The organism is Burkholderia sp. IMCC1007, assembly GCF_027257875.1.
Lineage (GTDB): Bacteria > Pseudomonadota > Gammaproteobacteria > Burkholderiales > Burkholderiaceae > Burkholderia.
Genome location: NZ_JAPVQY010000006.1, coordinates 30,810 through 45,842, shown reverse-complemented (window position 1 = coordinate 45,842; position 15,033 = coordinate 30,810). Strand labels below are relative to the sequence as shown.

Here is a 15,033-nt window from a genome sequence, read left to right as displayed (position 1 = left end):
CGCGACGGTTCCGGATGCTTGCGCGAGGGCCGCTCGACGGGCGCGGCGGAAGTCACACCGGCCGGGCGCCGCCTGCCCATTGCGCGGGAAAGGCGCTTGCACACAGCGCGGGGGCGCAGCATTGGATGTCGAAGGTCGCCAAGCCGAGAATATCGAACGGGTCTTCGGCGATCATCTTCTCGATATCGCTCCGGTGGTCCGGGTAGGCGAGAAAAAAACCGGCTGCCTCTTCCTGCAGCGGCCCCGCGAACAGGATGCTTCCCGCCTGAACGTGCTTGACGAGCCACGCCTTGTGGGACTCCAGGTGCGCGTGAACCTCTTCCGTCGGACGGATGTAATCCACCTTGATGGCAAACAGCATGAAGGACTCCTGTTACTTGACGGGCTGTGCATCGGACGCCTGTACGCTGGCGAGTACGTCGGCGATGGCGGCTCGGGCGCGCGCGATACCTTCGTCCCGCACCGGCTGGCCTTTCGATGCCCCCTCGGCACGGACGAACCTGACATCGGCTACACCCAGGAAACCGAAGAAACGCTCGAGATAGTTTTCCTGGAAATCCATGCGAACCAGCGGTCCTTCCGCATAAAACCCGCCGCGGGCGGAGACGACGACGACGCATTTGTCGGTGACCAGGCCCACCGGGCCATGCTCGGTGTATCTGAAGGTTCGTCCGGCCTGCGCGACGCGATCCAGCCATGCTTTCAGTTGACTCGGCACCGAGAAGTTGTACATCGGCGCACCGACGACAATGACGTCGCTGGCCAGAAACTCCGTCACCAGCGTTTCTGAAACCCGATGCTCGCGGATTGCATCGTCGTCGAATTCGTCTGTCGCGATGTCACGGAACCCGGCAGCGATCGGTCCGGTCAAGTGGGCAATTTCGTCGCGGACGAGATCGCGGTAGGTCACTTCGGCCGATGGGTGTCGTGCACGCAAATCGGCTACGACGGCAGCGGACAGCGCTCGCGTGATGGAGTTGTCGTCGAGAATGCTGGAATCGAGATGCAGGATTTTCATTTCAGTCTCGCAGTGGTGAAGAGATAAACTTCTTCGAAATTCGAAGGGCGTTATTGCAGAACCGTTCGTGCGGCCCGATCGATCAGTCTCGCGACGTCGTCGGGGTGAGACAGCATCGACATGTGACTGGAGCGAATGGTCGTTACGGTTGCCCCGATTCGCTGGGCGATGGCCTGCTGCACGGTTTCCTTGAGCGCGTTGTCGCCGGTCGTTCGCAGATACCAACGGGGCTTGTCATGCCAGGCCGCATGCCGCACCTTGCCGGTGAAACAGGCGGTCGCGATCGGCTGTTGAGTCGAGGTCAGCGCCTCGACCTGTTCAAAAGGAAGATCTCCCGCCATGACGCGCTGGAACTGGCGGGCATCGTCCAGCCATACCAGTCCTCGGGCGTCTGGTGACAGGCCCGTCATCGGCGCGTCGAGGCCGTGCAGCAGGTCGTCGACCGACTCACCGTCGTCCGGAACCAGTGCCGACAGGTACACAAGGCCCTTCACGTTGGCGGCATCGCCGGCTTGCGTAATTACTGCACCGGCCCACGAATGGCCTACCAGCAGCACGTCTCCGGTTTGTCGGCGCAGCACGTTCTCGGTCGCGGCAACGTCATCGTCGAGGGAAGTGAGCGGATTCTGCACGGCCGTCACGTGGTAACCCATGTGCTGCAGCCTGGTGATAACCGGCTGCCAGCTCGACCCGTCGGCGAACGCGCCATGGACGAGCACGATGTTGCGTACCGCCGGCGCTGCGGCCGCGATCGTGTGACCGCTTGCGAACGTCACCGTGAACGCGACGGCCGCGAGCGCGCGGCCGAACCAGCTGACCGGGCAGCGGCCCTTTCGCGTCGGAAAGTAATGCGGATGGCCCAGACGGGACGGGAATGGCATAACGGCGTCGCTCCGACGATTGCAGACATGGGCCGAATTTATACGGCTCTTGTCGACAATTGCAGAGGGCAGACCGGACATTGTTCATGCAAAATTCGCCACCCGGGGCACCCTCGATGAGCGCGCTGGCGCGTGCGGTGAACGTCACAGCCGAACGGTGCACTGACGGGCGTGACCGACCAAACCGGACGATGTGCGGCCCGCGATTGGACCGCGACGCCCCGCTGAATAGCGGCGCGACGGGCGCCACGCTGGGTCGGTTACGCAACGAGGCGCGCCATCAGGCGCTTGAGCTGCGCGGCAACGGTGGCCGCGTTCTGTTGCTGCTGCTTTCTGCAGAACAACTCGCAACTCCACCATCCCCGATAGCCGGTTGCCTTGACTGCATCGGTCCATTGCCGCAGGTCGATTACACCTTCTCCGGTCGGTACATCGCGGAGCACCCGTTCGTCCGGAATTCCGCCGGGGAAAGGGAGCGAATCACACACATGAACGCCATAAATGATGCGCGAATCCAGCTTCGCGATGCCGTCGGGCGTCACGCCGGACGTGTGGCAGTGCCAGTAGTCGATGACGATTTTCACGTTGTCGCGACCGGCCGCATCAATCAGCTGGATCGATTTGTCGATGCCGTTGATAGGCGCCCACGACAGCGCTTCCAGGTACAGCACCAGGCCGCGCTCGGCGGCCATGTCGGCCAGACGAGCGAGATTTTTCGCGGTGGCCGCGATTTGCCGCGCATGCGGCAGGCCGAGTACGCCGGCATAACGGTCTGTCCTCCCGTTTTGCGTCCATTCGACGACCGATTGAACGTCGACCGGCCCGGTCAGTACCTGCACACCTTGCGCGCCGGACAGCGTTGCCAATTCGAACAACTCATCGGCACGCGCGTACATCGCCGATGCCTGCTGGCCTTGCCGCTCGATATCGATCAGAAATCCCATTCCGGGCACATAGATGCCTTCAAGCAGCGCTTTCAGGTCCTCGGGGCCGTAGCCCGACGCGAGGTACGCTTCCAGCTTGTCCGCACCCAGCTCGATGCCGTCGAACCCGATTGCGGCGATTGTGTCGAGGTCGGTGATCAGGTTGGAAAACCTCGAGACAGTGGTATGAAAGATCAACGCATTCGCTTTGCTTTGTGCGGCCATTTTCAATTATCCAGTCAGGAACGGAACGATTGTGCTGCTCAAGCGCAGGATCACGACGCTACTTGAGACGGCTCGGAATCGATCGGTACGGATGCATGCTTGATGCGCGTCAGCGGCGCTTTGCCCAAAATGAGGTCAGCTGCTTTTTCGCCGATCATGATGCAGACGGAGTTGAGATTGCCCGAAATGATGTTCGGCATGATGGAAGCATCGGCCACTCTCAGTCCATCGATACCGTGTACGCGTAGCGAAGGGTCAACGACTGAATCGCTATCGGTGCCCATACGGCAAGTCCCGCACGGGTGAAGCGCTGCATGCGCGTCCTGCTGGACAAATTTCCTCAATTCGTCGCGACTTGCTGCCTGTCTACCCGGTACGATTCGTTGTGCGATGTACTTTCTGATAGCGGACTGTCCCATGATGTCGATCGCCTTTTCGCAACCGTCGACCACCGCTTCGAGGTCGTACGGATCGCTGAAGTACTCGGGGAAGACTCGAGGAACATCCATCGGATCGGGGCTTGACAGCTCGACGAAGCCGCGTGAGCGAGGACGAATCTGTCCGAGATTGATGGTGCAGCCGTTGCCGCCCGGCACGCTGTCGACGCCTTCCTCGATCCCGGCGCCGACCACGAGAAAATATTGAATGTCAGGCGTTGATGCTTCCTTGTCGCCCCACCAGAACGCGCCGCCCTCGATCAAGTTGGACACGGCCGGCCCGCTTCTGAACAACAGATAGTTCAGGCCGGCAAGCGCTTTCCAGTGCGGCTTCTTGTATTTGTCATAGCTGTACGGTCCGTTCAACTGGTAGACGAGCGAAATTTCGATGTGGTCCTGCAGATTCCTGCCCACGCCCGGGAGGTCCTGCTCGACGGCAATTCCGTGCCTTTGCAACCCGGCGGATGGCCCGATTCCGGACAGCATCAGCAGCTTCGGGGTACTGAGCGCGCCCGCCGAAACGATGACTTCGCGATTTGCTCGCATCTGCTCGATTTGTCCGTTCCGCAGGAATTCGACACCAACGGCACGGCCGTTTTTGATGAGTATTCTCGTGACACGCACGCCGGTACAGACGGTCAGGTTGGGTCGATTCAATGCCGGATGAATGTATGCAACGGCAGCGCTGCTGCGACGGCCATCGCGGGCGGTAATTTGATAAAGACCGCAGCCGGCCGGCTGCCCGCTATTGAAATCTTCGTTGTACGGCAGGCCGGATTGCTGACAGGCCTTGAGCCATGCCTTGGTCAATGGATGAATATGCGGGATGTCGGACACGCGCAACGGGCCGCCGATGCCGTGGACGTCGTTGCAGAACCGCTCGTTGTCTTCCGAGCGCTTGAAGTAGGGCAGGACGTCATCGAAGCCCCACCCGGTCGCACCGGAATCTCGCCATTGGTCGTAGTCCGATGGAACGCCACGTATGTAGATCATCGCGTTCACGGAGCTTCCGCCGCCAAGGACGCTGGCCTGCACCATCGTCGGCATTTCGGTACGCGCTTGGCCCTCGGTCGGATGCCACGGGATGCGCTTGAGGAGCGGACCTTGTGCAGTCTTGTAGTAGGCGCCGGGGATATGGATATATGGGCTGCGGTCCCATGGCCCTTCCTCGAGCAACGCGACGCTTGCGCCTTCGTCTTCGCTGAGGCGCGCGGCGACCACGCAACCGGTCGATCCCCCGCCGACAACGATGTAGTCCACTGACTTAGTGTCTCGATCAGTCATTTTCCTTGTACTCGGTAATGCGATGCGGCGCGCGCGCTGTGCCGGAGCGAGCATCCATTCGGTCCGTGCCGAATCGGCTGCGCTTCAATCCATCGAGCCGCCCACCGCCTTCAGACGCCAGCAAATATCTTCCGGGGCCGAATCTGTTCTGACAATTTCGCTCCGGCCTGTTTGATGACGCAAAGTGGCGCAATGAATGGACTCGTCGAGGACCGGACGCCGGCCGTCGCGTACGAAGAGGCTTCGGTCGGCATGTCTCGATTGGCAGATAGGGTGCTGTTCATGCAAAATTCGCCACCCAGGCCGAATTGATGGAGTATCCCGTGCGTATAGGAATCGTTGCAGTCGAAGGGAGCCTGCTGTCCCCGATCACAGGCCTTGCTGATCTCTTCTGGATGACCGCCCAAGCATTACGGGCACCGCCCGGCGATCGCGCCCACCGGCAACCGGCCGTGTCAGGCTTCGAGATCATCATCGCGAGCGCCGATGGGCGGGCGTTGCGGGACCCACAAGGCCGTCTGATTCCGGTCGATACTACGTTCGATGAACTCACGCAATGCGATGTCGCGCTCGTCACCGGCATGGCTCTCGGTCTCGACGGGCTGCCACCTGTGTCCGCCTCGACCGCGCAGGCGGCCGCGTGGTTGCGAGCACGTCATCGCGATGGCGCGCTGGTGGGCGCGGCCTGTGCGGGAACCTTCGTCTTGGGCGAGGCTGGCCTGTTGAACGGCAGGCGGTGCACCACAACCTGGTGGTTGCACCATGCGTTCAGACAGCGGTTCCCAAAAGCGCGCCCGGCGTGGGGCACGGCCGTGGAAGAACAGGATCGCATCGTCACGACAGGCGGGCCGTTGTCCTGGGTCGATCTGGCGTTGCACGTCATCAGACGGGAAGCGGGGGCGGACATCGCTCGCCTCGCCGCCGATATTTCTGTGGCCGACGCGATGCCGCTGCCCCAACTGGTATACGCCCCTCGGGGATACATCAATGCTACCGATCCACTTCTTCTTCAGGCCGAGCAGATCGTCCGGCATGCAAGCCCCGGATTGACTGCGGAAGCGTTGGCCGGCGCACTGGGTCTTAGTGAACGAACCCTGCATCGTCGACTGAAGGGCTTGACCAGCGAATCGCCAAAGGGGTTCATTACGCGCGTCAGAATTGAAATGGCTTGCGTGCTGCTGGAAACACCGGGGGCCAGCATCAAGCAGGTAGCGGTGCAATGCGGCTATGGAGACGAGACTTCGTTTCGGCGTGCGTTCGGACAGCTTATCGGCATGACCCCCGCGGATTACAGACGCTGGTCAAGCAGGCGGAACACCAGTTCGAGCATCACGCGCGAGCGCGAGGCTGGCCACGCCTGAATCAGGTCGAACGCTTCTTTGCGTTGATTACCGACAAGGCAATTCGCAGAGGCTCGTTCAGCTCGGTCAAACAACTGATCAAGCGTATCGATCAATTCGTTTCCCACTACAACGAAAACTGCAAGCCGTTCGCCTGGACCGCTTCAGCCGATTCCATCCTCGAAAAGCTGCACAGACTTTGTTCGCGAATCAGCGGAACGGGACAATAGAACCGATTGTTGTTCAGGCCCGTTGCCGGATTGGCCGGCGCATTCGGAAAGGTCGCGGGAAAGGGATTCGTGTCGTGGCCGTTGTAGTAGACGGCTGCCAGGTTCAGCCCGTAATTCGAGTAACGCAGCACGACGGACTCGCGTGTTCCACCCTGGAAGTGTCCAGGAACGCCACCGGGTGCATACTCCAGCTCCACCGTAGCGCCATAAAAGCTCGGCGAATGATAGACCAGCGCGTTGCTCTCATAGAGTGCGCCGACGGGTCCGTTCGTGCTCGTTCCCGGCCATCCCGCCGCCTGGTTCATGCCGATCCACGCGGTCAGAAGGCTGCCGAAGAATTGGGTCGAGCGCGCATCGGGTGCCACTATGAGTGGCAGCGGCCAGACCGACTTCGAAATTGCACCGCAACCGGCACACTTTGCAAGTGCGCGGTATCGTTCGCCTGGACGCGGCGTGCGGGTGTCTCGTGTGCGCGTCGTCGGAAAGCTCGACGTCGGGCGTGCTCAAGAGAATGATCATCTGTCCCGTCGCGTGCGGCTTAGACTGGATGGCATATTCGTAACGACGGGTGTATCGAGCGCAGTGAGTGACGAAGTCGCGCCACTTGATCACACCGCGGCGCGAAGATTTTCGACTCAGTAACGGCCGGACAGCAAATGCCCCGCGTTCGGCACCTGTGCCTTCAGTCCCAGCGTCTTGAGAATGCGATAGACCGTCGATGTCGCGGCAGACAGAACGGGTTTGCCAAGGCGGTCTTCAACGGCCTGGATTGCCGGCAACGAAGGCATCTGGACGCATGCGGAAAGTACGATGGCGTCAGCCTTGCTAATATCGAGCCGATCTGCGTGGCCGATGAGATTCATCGGGTCGAGACGGCCGACAGCGAGATTGTCCGAGACTTCCAGACTGATCGAATCGGTCACCTCGATGTCTTCGCTTTGAATGTAGTCGATGACCTGTTGCGTCAGCGGCTTCATGTACGGCGTGATGATCGCGACGCGCTTGAACCCCATCGTCTTCACTCCTTCGACCAGCGCGCCCGCCGAGCTGACGATTGGCGTCGATACGCCGTTGCCCTCTACGGTTTGCTTCAGGCGCGACTCCGACACGCGGTGATAGCCGGGGCCCTGACACATGATTGCGACGAGGCATGCATAGGCGAGTACGTCGCAACGCGCATCGCTGAGCTCGAGCGCGCAGCGGTCGCTATCCACGTCCATTTTCTTCAGTTCTTCCGGCGTGACGTGCATCATGCGCATCCGGGCAGAATGGAACGTGAAGCGCTCGTCGGGGAGTAGCTCGTAGCGCGACGTCAGCATGGCCGGAATTTCCGTTTCCATCGTCGTATTGGAACTGGGAACGATTTGGCCGATTCGGTAGGTTTTCATAATCTGAAAGGCAAGAGTTGAAAATCAGTTTCCGCTTGTAAGTTGAACGCCCTGCGTTTCTCGAAGCGTGAAGACGAGAATCGCGGCGGTGACATACGCAATGGAGGCGATGCAGTACGTCGTCGTGAATCCGATCAGAGGAATCAGCGCCGGCACGAGCTTGATGCCGGCAATCGCGCCGACGCGTCCGAAGTTGAAGCAGAAGCCCGCTGCCGTCGAACGGATGCTGGTCGGGAAGAGCTCCGCATACCACGCGCCGAAGCCGCTGAAATAACCGGTGAAGAACCCGAGCAGTGCCGACAGCGCACCGATCATGACGACGTTCTGCGCATTGAAATCGAACTTGCCGTTGGTCAGCGGAATCATCGTCGCGCCATATGCAAACGCGGGTACGGCAAACGCGATGCCGATAAAGAACCCAGCGAACGCCGCACGCCGGCCGAAGCGCTCTGCCAGCGAACCGTACGCGAGATAGCCAAATGTCGCGCCGATGCCCGTCCATACCAGAAAGACTGGCGCCTGATCGATGCGCACATGCAGAATGCTTTGCAGATAGGTCGGCGTGAACGTGGTGATGATCCAATACCCATACATGCCGAGCACCGAGATCGTCAGCGCGAGCAGCGTCGTGCGACGGTATTCGGGCCGGAAAATCTGCAGCAGGTTGCCTTTGCTCGCGTTGTTCTTCAGGAACTCGCGGTTCGCGAGCCAAACGGGCGATTCCTTCACGAACACGAGAATGAAGACGGCGATGCAGTATGCCGGTACGGCAGACATGATGAAGAGCCTGCGCCACGAATCGGGGTTCGACGCATCGAGCAGCGTCCACGCAAAGATTGCGGCCAGCAAGCCGCCGCCGGACCAGCCCGTCTGCATCACGGCGATGGCCTTCGCGCGGCCCGACGGCGGCCAGATTTCGCTGACGAGGGCAACGGCTGCCGACCACAGTCCACCCACGCCAATGCCGACGGCGAACCGGTAGACATTGAGTTCCGCGATGCTGTGTGCAAATCCGCACAGCAGCGTGCCCGTTCCGTAAGTGAGAACCGAGATCAGCAGCGTGCGCTTGCGTCCGATCTTGTCGGAGATGTTGCCAAGGAAGAAGCCGCCGATTCCGGTCGCGAGGAGGAACCAGGCGACAGTCGAAACGACATCGGCAAGCGATGCCGAAAACGTATGCGAGATCGCGAGAATGACGAACCCGAACACGGTTGCGTCGAGTGCGTCGAACAGCCACGCGCCCCACGAGCCGCCGAGCGTCATGTGGCGCTGCAGGCGCGGCATTTGATCGAACGATGCGGCTTCGGCCGAGCGCGCTGTCTCCACTGCTCCAGTACTGTTCACTTTTCGTTCCTTTACGGCCGCGTTGACCGTGTAGATTCGGGTACCCGGGCGCGCACGCGTATCGCATACTGCCGGCGTCGAGTGAGTTCATCCTAAGTAGGCGGTCGTGAGCTGTACACCAGTGATTGACTATCCCGCCATCGCGAACCGTGATGGCAGGATGAAAATGCCGGAAGCGTCAGTTGCTTGAACGAAGGTGATCGAAAAACAGGCGTGCAACGGGGGAGAGCGCATCTGCGCGGCGCACGCACACGACAAGTTCACGCATCGCCCACGCTTCGTCGAGCGTCAGCGTGCGCGTACCCGGCAAGCGGTACAACTGCGCATTGCCTGCGGGCAAGATGCCGACGCCCATTCCGGCCTGCACCATGCTACACAACGCGTCATATGACGATACTTCGACCTTCGCACGCAGCGTCTTTCCGGCCTGGCTTGCCTGCGTCTGCATCTGGAAACGCAGATGCGTGCCTGCACGGAGCACCACATGTTCATGGTCGAGCGTTTCCGCGAACCTGACTTTCCGGCGATCCGCTAACGGGTGCGTGGACGTGACGAGCACCTTCAGCTCGTCGGTGCGAAACGGATGAACCTCGATGTCGGCGCTGTGCGGGAGGCGTGTGAAGATCCCAATCTCGGCGACGTTCTCCGCGACACTCTCGGTAATCGCAAGGCTGTCGCGCTCAATCAGCGAGATGTTGACGTCCGGATAGCGCTCGCCGAACGACTTGACGATCGGCGGCATGAAGGTCGAGATCGCCGAAATATTGACGAGCACGCGCACGGATCCTCGCAGCCCGTCCGAATACGCCTTCATCTGCAGGACGATATTGCGCATGTCATCCAGCACATCACGCGCGAGTATCGACAGATTGACGCCGGCCGCAGTTGGCGCGATGCCCTTGTTCGTCCGTGTCAGCAGCGGCGTGCCGAAGAGATCCTCGAGCTCGCGGAGGCGCTTGCTGACAGCGGGCGCGGCGATATGCTCCAGCTCAGCCGCACCCGCGATCGTGCCTTCTTCAACCACGCGCACGAACAGCTTGAGCGAAACAGGATCGAGTTTCAATGCGCACCCCCGGTCCGCTTCACGATGGTCTTGCCGCCCGTCAGGCGCGGGCAGCCTGTTGCGTCTGGTCGAGCCATTCGGTGATGTTGCGCACGGTATCGCCGTAGAACGTCTCGTACATCTCACGTGTCACATAGCCGATATGTGGCGTGGCGAGCACGTTGTCCAGCGAGCGTAACGGATGCGTCAGTTCCAGTGGCTCCGTGTCATACACATCGACCGCAGCCCCCGCGATCTGCCCGCTCTTCAGCGCGGCGAGCAGCGCTGAAGCATCGACAATCGGACCGCGCGACGTATTGACGATCCGGCTCGTGGGCTTCATCCGGGCAAGCTCCGATGCGCCGACCAGGCCGTGTGTCCGCTCGCTCAGGCGGACGTGGATCGACAGGAAGTCGGACGTAGAGAAGAGCGTCTCCTTGTCGACCAACTGCACGCCCTTTGATTCCGCGCGCGCGGTCGTCAGATTCTGGCTCCACGCAATCACGTTCATCCTGAACGCGCGGCCTATCACTCCGACTGCCGAACCGATGTGACCTAGCCCGAGCAGGCCTAGTGTCTTGCCGGCGAGTTGCGTGCCGAGTGTGCGCTGCCAACCGCCCTCACGTACGGATTGACTCTCGAATGGAATATTGCGAGCCATTGCCAGTATCATCGCCCAAGTGAATTCGATCGTCGCAGTGGATGAATATCCCGTGTGAAGGACTTTCACGTTGTGCGCGGTTGCCGCGTCGGTGTCGATCGACGCGTTGCCTGTGCCTGTCGACGCAATTAGCTTGAGATTGGGCAACCGCTCGATGATCGTGCGTGTGAGCGGCGTGCGTTCGCGCATCACGCAGACCACGTCGAACGGCTTCAAGCGTTCAATAATCTCTTCCGTTTGCGTTACGTGGTCGTTGAAGATTGTCACTTCCGCACGGTTCTTCAACGACGACCAGTCCGCCACGTCGAGTGCGACATTCTGGTAGTCGTCGAGGATGGCGATACGTACAAGGGGACGGCTGGACATGGCTTACCTCCGTGATTGAGCTTCTTCGCTTAAGCTTGTGAGTGGCGGGCTTTGCAGTCGTCCGAGTAGCTGGAGAATCCGCGCTTGATCCCGCAGCCGCGCAGCCGGAATTGTGAAGAGGGCATCCGGGCGACGCGCCACCACGAGACAGCCAGGTGTCATGGCGGCGAGCGCGAATTCCGTCGACCGCGAACGGTGTTCGTCTGAGGCCGGTGCCCTTCGAGAGAATGATCGACAGGGTGGCGATTTTGCGCCGACGGTCGAAAGCTACGCACGACAATAGGCCGGCTATGGCCATTGATGCGAACGTCCTTAACGGGCAGATCCGAACGGGAAACGGTAGACATACCATTCCAACGCGTAGCGTTCTCGGGAACAATGCGACGATTGTGATCTTTACGGCCGGGCCGATAAATTCCGCGGTCAGCCCAACAGTGTTCTCACGATGAGAACAATGCGTGACCCTTTGGCCAAGGTCGACCTATGTGATGGGTTCTGCGTTGTCTCCAGGCTCGGCGATCGCACTGCCACTCTGGGCGTCAACGCTCGTTGGGAGGCGGCGTGCGTTCGCTTCCTGGGTGCTTGATATCACCTGCTCGTTGCCGAGGAGCTCTGCGAAAATGGACTTCGAACGAGACTTCGGTGAGGAACAGGCCACCAATTTACGTAGTGAACTGTTTCGTCTAGCGAAGGAAATTTCTGAGCTCGTCAGGTAGGGGTGAGCGGCGGTGGCCGCGCATTACCTTCAAGGCGGCGCCCAGCTACGTACCGCGGGGGCGCCGCCTTTTCGGTACTAGGATCTGGTCTTAGCTTCGGTTTAGAGTGTCTCGATCGCCAGCGCGATGCCCTGTCCGCCACCAATGCACAGCGTAACGATGCCACGCTTGATGCCGTCCCGCCGCATAGAGTGGATCAGTCGGGTCGTCAGAATCGCACCCGTCGCGCCGATCGCGTGACCGTGAGCGATTGCACCGCCTTCTACGTTCACGATCTCCTCAGCAATGCCGAGTTGCCCCGCGACCGCGATCGGTACGACCGCGAAGGCTTCGTTAATCTCGAATCGCTCGACATCCGCGAGCGCCCACCCGGCGCGATCGAGCGCCATCGCCACCGCCGGGACAGGGCCGAGCCCGAACATGCCCGGCTCAACGGCCGCGACGCCGAAAGCAATGAGCCGCGCGCTCGGTGCGATACCGTGCGCTTCAGCGAACGCTCGATCAGCGACCAGCATCGCCGATGCGCCGCTGTTCAGTCCGGGGGCATTACCAGCGGTAATCGTGCCATCCGCGCGAAACGCAGGTTTCAGTTTCGCGAGCGCTTCGAGCGTCGTGTCTGGTCGAGGGGTCTCGTCACGTGCATACGAGACATGCGTCTTGCGCTGCAGGACTTCGACCGCTACGAGCTCGGGGTCGAACTTTCCGTCCGCGAGGGCGGCGGAAAAGCGCTGCTGAGAACGCAATGCCCAGCGGTCCTGGCGGTCGCGGGAAATACTGAGCTGGCTGGCCAGGTCTTCGGTGTGCCAGCCGGAATGTTGATCAGAAAACGCGTCGACAAGGCCATCGACCAGCATGCTGTCGCGAATAGGTGCCTCGCCCATCCGATAGCCCCACCGTGCGCCGTCAAGCAGGTACGGTGCGCGTTCCATGCTTTCCATACCGCCGGCGACCGCCGCATTCGCATAGCCCAGCAGAATCTCCTGCGCGGCATTCACAATTGCCTGGGCACCCGAGCCGCAGACGCGATTGACCGTCAGTGCTGGCACCTTGACCGGCAGTCCAGCGCCGATTGCAGCCTGCCGGGCCGGATTCATCTTGTTGCCGGCCTGGATCACATTGCCCATCACAATCGTATCGACTGCAGCGCCTTCGAGGCCGCTACGCCGCAATGTCTCGCGTACGGCGATCGCACCCAGTTCAGTGGCGGGCGTGTCCTTCAGGGACCCGTTGAATGTCCCGATCGGTGTTCTGACAGGGTGGCAGATAACGACTTCGCGTTTACTCATGATGCGTTCCTGGGTCAGGATTGCGGGCGCGCGAACAGTCGGACGCGAGCGGACATCCCGAACGATTCGCCGTTCCGGTCTTTTACCGCGCTGTCGTCCTGCGGGTTGGCACGAGCACTTGCGACGTCAGTATGGTGGACGTCCGAGGGGATACGATATCTATGCATATGCATACTGTCAATGTGGTCTTGGCTTGCAATATCGAGGGCCATGCGCGGGAGCGGGACATGTCACGAGCCTGTGCGGCGGGGCACGAGTACGTCAGCGTATGTATTGCGACCGTGCGCCGCGCGTGGGAAGTTTCGGGAAATTCTCGCAGGCGGCGCACTGCCATCCGCGCATATTTGTCACAGCAATCGGGCGCAGGCGAGCGCGGCGGCCGTTACTGAGCGATTCGGCAACGGGTTCGAGCACGCGGGTACGATGCGCAGGAGCAGAGATGGGCGGGCCGCAAAACATGAGCTGTTCACATTGAGCGACCAGGGCGCGGAAATCGACAACAAGCGGCTCGCGAGCGCGCTGGAAGTGGCGCGGCAGGTCTTCCAGCAGGTACATCACACGGTTGTACTGCACCGTGAGTGAATTCGTCACCTTGCGCGGCACGCGATAGGCCAGGATCTGCCGCAGGTCCTCGTCATCGCGCAGTGGCCGGTGCGTGTTGTAATCGCTCGCCGGCGGCTTCGCGAAACGCCGGTTGAAGTCCGCGATGAAGGAGGGCGCATACGCGTTGGCGGCTTCCCGCGTGCTGATGCCACGCAGCCGAAGCTCCTTCACGAGCCGGTCCTGCAGCGTACCGTTGGCGCGCTCGACGCGCCCCTTCGCCTGGCTCGAGTTCGCATAGAACGTCTCGATGTTGAGCTCGTACAGGGCGCGCCCGAACTGCGTGACGCCTTTGCCCGCGGTCTCCGAGCGCTTCTTCACGTAAAAAACGCTGGCCTTGTCGCCGTAGAACGCCACCGGCTTGCCGTGCGAATCCAGATACTTCGACAGCGCCTCGAAATAGCTGAAGGTCGACTCGGTGGCCGTGAAGTGCAGCATCATCAGCCGGCTGGTCGCGTCGTCCACATACACCAGCAGCGTGCAGGCCGGCGCCCGTTCCTCGAACCATCGATGGTCGCTGCCGTCGATCTGGATCAGTTCACCCAGGCAGGCCCGGCGTGCTCGTGGCTGATGAATCTTCGGTGGTCGCTGTCGGCGCGGGATCCAGAGCCCGGCGTCCGTCATCAGCGTCCTGACCGTCTCCTTGGCCAACTGAATGCCGTGGCATTCCCACAGCTTCTCGCAGGCCAGCGTCGGCCCGAAATCGGCGTAGCGCTCGCGAATGATCGACAGCGCGCGGTCGGCGGCTCCGGGGTCTAGGCGGCGGTTGCCGGGCTTCGCCCGGTGTCCCGACACCAATCCCGCCGGGCCGTGCTCACGCAGCCGGGCGACCAGCCGCCGTATCTGCCGTGTCGTCAACTCCAGCCGTTCCGCCGCACGCCACGGCTTGAGCCTGCCGTCCGCCACGTCCTGAATGACCTTGAACCTGTCCAGCTCGCGCATCGTCATCGTGATCCGCTCCGTTGCAGCCATCCCAGCCTCCGGCGCCGGACAACCGGCAGCCGGTCAGCTTACGCGGCCCGAAAGCGGACATTTCTATCTAGCCAAAAGCGGACATTTCTATCTAGCCACTACAAACAAAAAAATCGCTAATCCGCCTTATGTCAAATTCAGTAGCTCTAGCGACGTGGATCCGTCGCGATGCTTGAAGGAATCTCCGTCACCTCCTGGATCTCCGCAACTGAGCACCAGACGCAGCAACGCAAAAAGGAGCGAATCGTGTGAAACCATAAGTGGCGTACTTCGCCCGTATCGCCAGCTCCTTACTCATCGAGACGCTGCGGCAGTCGATC

The 15,033-nt window shown here is 61.1% G+C and carries 12 protein-coding genes and 2 pseudogenes; 2 read left to right on the top strand and 12 right to left on the bottom strand.

The window, feature by feature from the left end; genetic code table 11:
* Window positions 1-52: 52 nt before the first annotated feature.
* The 5 genes from O1Q03_RS08105 to O1Q03_RS08085 all read right to left on the bottom strand — a co-directional run bounded on the left by O1Q03_RS08105 (window position 53) and on the right by O1Q03_RS08085 (window position 4,744).
* Window positions 53-361: a YciI family protein gene (locus O1Q03_RS08105; protein WP_269502679.1), complete on the bottom strand. Its 309-nt coding sequence runs from the start codon at window positions 359-361 to the stop codon at window positions 53-55.
* 12 nt (window positions 362-373) lie between these two features.
* The gene (locus tag O1Q03_RS08100) at window positions 374-1,018 is read right to left on the bottom strand and encodes an FMN-dependent NADH-azoreductase (RefSeq protein ID WP_269502677.1); all 645 of its coding nucleotides are present in this window, start codon (window positions 1,016-1,018) and stop codon (window positions 374-376) included.
* A gap of 50 nt (window positions 1,019-1,068) precedes the next feature.
* Window positions 1,069-1,899 (bottom strand): alpha/beta fold hydrolase, encoded by an 831-nt coding sequence (locus O1Q03_RS08095; protein WP_269502676.1) that lies wholly within the window; start codon window positions 1,897-1,899, stop codon window positions 1,069-1,071.
* Between the two features lie 260 nt (window positions 1,900-2,159).
* On the bottom strand, window positions 2,160-3,047 hold the full coding sequence (locus O1Q03_RS08090; RefSeq protein WP_269502675.1) for a sugar phosphate isomerase/epimerase family protein: 888 nt from the start codon (window positions 3,045-3,047) through the stop codon (window positions 2,160-2,162).
* A 50-nt stretch (window positions 3,048-3,097) separates the two neighbouring features.
* Complete coding sequence (locus tag O1Q03_RS08085; RefSeq protein ID WP_269502674.1) at window positions 3,098-4,744, bottom strand: GMC family oxidoreductase; 1,647 nt, start codon at window positions 4,742-4,744, stop codon at window positions 3,098-3,100.
* Window positions 4,745-5,079: 335 nt separating this feature from the next.
* On the opposite strand from O1Q03_RS08085, the gene O1Q03_RS08080 reads away from it, so the two are divergent.
* Both O1Q03_RS08080 and O1Q03_RS08075 read left to right on the top strand, forming a co-directional pair.
* Entirely contained in the window at window positions 5,080-6,129 is a 1,050-nt protein-coding gene (locus O1Q03_RS08080; RefSeq protein WP_269502673.1) for a GlxA family transcriptional regulator, read from the top strand.
* Window positions 6,126-6,338, top strand: a pseudogene (locus tag O1Q03_RS08075) (IS630 family transposase); the annotation flags it as partial. The gene O1Q03_RS08080 and the pseudogene O1Q03_RS08075, both read left to right, overlap by 4 nt.
* On the opposite strand, the pseudogene O1Q03_RS08070 reads toward O1Q03_RS08075, so the two are convergent.
* The 7 genes and pseudogenes from O1Q03_RS08070 to O1Q03_RS08040 all read right to left on the bottom strand — a co-directional run.
* Window positions 6,338-6,688, bottom strand: a pseudogene (locus O1Q03_RS08070) (porin); the annotation flags it as partial. The pseudogenes O1Q03_RS08075 and O1Q03_RS08070 sit on opposite strands and share 1 nt — an antisense overlap.
* Window positions 6,689-6,973: 285 nt before the next feature.
* Window positions 6,974-7,726 (bottom strand): maleate cis-trans isomerase family protein, encoded by a 753-nt coding sequence (locus tag O1Q03_RS08065; RefSeq protein ID WP_269502671.1) that lies wholly within the window; start codon window positions 7,724-7,726, stop codon window positions 6,974-6,976.
* Between the two features lie 24 nt (window positions 7,727-7,750).
* On the bottom strand, window positions 7,751-9,070 hold the full coding sequence (locus tag O1Q03_RS08060) for an MFS transporter (RefSeq protein WP_269502670.1): 1,320 nt from the start codon (window positions 9,068-9,070) through the stop codon (window positions 7,751-7,753).
* 178 nt (window positions 9,071-9,248) lie between these two features.
* Window positions 9,249-10,133: a LysR family transcriptional regulator gene (locus tag O1Q03_RS08055; protein WP_269502669.1), complete on the bottom strand. Its 885-nt coding sequence runs from the start codon at window positions 10,131-10,133 to the stop codon at window positions 9,249-9,251.
* Window positions 10,134-10,173: 40 nt separating this feature from the next.
* The gene (locus O1Q03_RS08050; protein WP_269502668.1) at window positions 10,174-11,139 is read right to left on the bottom strand and encodes a D-2-hydroxyacid dehydrogenase family protein; all 966 of its coding nucleotides are present in this window, start codon (window positions 11,137-11,139) and stop codon (window positions 10,174-10,176) included.
* Between the two features lie 817 nt (window positions 11,140-11,956).
* Entirely contained in the window at window positions 11,957-13,141 is a 1,185-nt protein-coding gene (locus O1Q03_RS08045) for a thiolase family protein (RefSeq protein WP_269502666.1), read from the bottom strand.
* 261 nt (window positions 13,142-13,402) lie between these two features.
* Entirely contained in the window at window positions 13,403-14,713 is a 1,311-nt protein-coding gene (locus O1Q03_RS08040; protein ID WP_442865765.1) for an ISNCY family transposase, read from the bottom strand.
* Window positions 14,714-15,033 lie beyond the last annotated feature (320 nt).